Source organism: Pseudomonas sp. 18.1.10, from assembly GCF_024655625.1.
Taxonomy (GTDB): domain Bacteria; phylum Pseudomonadota; class Gammaproteobacteria; order Pseudomonadales; family Pseudomonadaceae; genus Aquipseudomonas.
On the sequence record NZ_JANLGL010000435.1, the window covers coordinates 1 to 1,961 of the forward strand.

At 63.0% G+C, this 1,961-nt stretch carries 1 protein-coding gene; it reads right to left on the reverse strand.

Annotated elements, in window-relative coordinates:
* Positions 1-80: 80 nt before the first annotated feature.
* Positions 81-1,790 carry a single-stranded-DNA-specific exonuclease RecJ gene (gene recJ, locus NUV89_RS29515; RefSeq protein WP_017736761.1) on the reverse strand — a complete coding sequence of 570 codons (1,710 nt, stop codon included), beginning with the start codon at positions 1,788-1,790 and terminating at the stop codon, positions 81-83.
* Positions 1,791-1,961 lie beyond the last annotated feature (171 nt).

The window sequence follows — 1,961 nt, forward strand, 5'->3', positions numbered from 1 at the left end:
GACTGACACTCCGTATTCGCGAGCAAGCCCGCTCCCACACAAGCCCGCTCCCACATTTGGTTTTGCGGTGTCAGTTAGATTCAGCGCGGTTCGATGTGCGCGATCATCAGTTGCACCGTTTCATTACCGCGAAACTCATTCACATCCAGCTTGTAGGCCAACTCCACCCACTTCACCGTCGGGTTTGGCCAGACGTCACGGTCCACACCAAACGCAATGCCATCGAGCTTCACCGAGCCGCATTCGCTCTTGAGCACCACCTTCAGGTGCCGCTCCCCCACCACGCGCTGTTCCACCAACTGAAACACCCCGTGAAACAACGGCTCGGGAAAGTGCTGCCCCCACGGACCGGCGTGGCGCAGGGCGCGGGCCAGTTCCAGGTGAAACTCTTCCACCGCCAGGGTGCCGTCAGACAGTAAGCGACCGGTGAGGTCTTCTTCGCGCAATTGCCGACGCACTTCAGCATCAAAGGCTTCGGCAAACAGTGGGAAGTTTTCCTCGTGCAGTGTCAGCCCTGCCGCCATCGCGTGGCCGCCGTATTTGGCGATCAGGTCGGGATGCTGGCTCGCGACCACCGCCAGCGCGTCACGGATGTGAAAGCCCGGCACAGAGCGCCCAGAGCCCTTGAGCAAGCCATCACCGGCGTCGGCGAAGGCGATGGTCGGGCGAAAGTAACGTTCCTTCATGCGTGACGCCAGGATGCCGATCACGCCTTGGTGCCATTCCGGGTCGAACAGGCACAAGCCGAACGGCATCGACTCCACCGGTAAGTCCTTGAGCTGGGCCAGGGCCTCGCGCTGCATGCCTTGCTCGATGGATTTGCGGTCCTGGTTCATGCCGTCCAGCTGTGCGGCCATTTCCCGTGCGGCGGCGACGTCGGTGGTGAGCAGGCATTCGATGCCCAGGCTCATGTCATCCAGGCGCCCGGCAGCGTTGAGCCGTGGGCCTAGGATAAAACCGAGGTCGGTGGAGGTGATACGCGCTGCGTCGCGCTTGGCCACTTCCAGGATCGCCTTGATCCCCGGCCGCGCACGACCGGCACGGATGCGCTCCAGGCCCTGGTGCACGAGGATGCGGTTGTTGGCGTCCAGGGGCACCACGTCCGCCACGCTGCCCAGGGCCACCAGGTCGAGCAAGTCGCCGATGTTCGGCTGCGGTTTGTTTGCGTACCAGCCCAGGTCGCGCAAACGCGCACGCAGGGCCATCAGCACGTAGAAGATCACGCCCACGCCGGCCAGGGCCTTGCTCGGGAAGCCACAGCCCGGCTGGTTGGGATTGACGATGGCGTCCGCCGCCGGCAATTCATCACCCGGCAAGTGGTGGTCGGTGACCAACACTTGCAGGCCCGCCGCTTTCGCCGCCGCCACGCCTTCGACGCTGGAGATGCCGTTGTCCACCGTAATCAGCAACTGCGGTTCACGCTGCAAGGCCACCGCGACGATTTCCGGGGTCAGGCCATAGCCGTACTCGAAGCGGTTGGGCACCAGGTAATCCACATGGGCCGCGCCGAGCAAGCGCAAGCCCAGGGTGCCCACGGTGCTGGCGGTGGCGCCATCGGCGTCGAAGTCACCGACGATGAGGATGCGCTGGCGTTGCTCCAGGGCCGTCACCAGCAAGTCCACCGCTGCGTCGATGCCTTTGAGCTGCTGGTAGGGAATCAACCGCGCCAGGCTTTTATCCAGCTCGGCCTCGGACTGCACACCGCGAGCGGCGTAGAGACGGGTCAACAGCGGTGGCAATTCACCGAGAAACGGCAGGACGGCGGGCAACGGGCGGGGATCGATACGCATGGGGTGAGGAAGGCTTCTCTTCGATACAACGGTTAAACAGGAATATTGAAAACGATGCAGATCTAATGTGAAAGCTGGCTTGTGTGGGAGCGGGCTTGCTCGCGAAAGCGGTGTGTCAGTCAGTGCATTTTTAACTGATCGACCGCATTCGCGAGCAAGCCCGCTCCCACA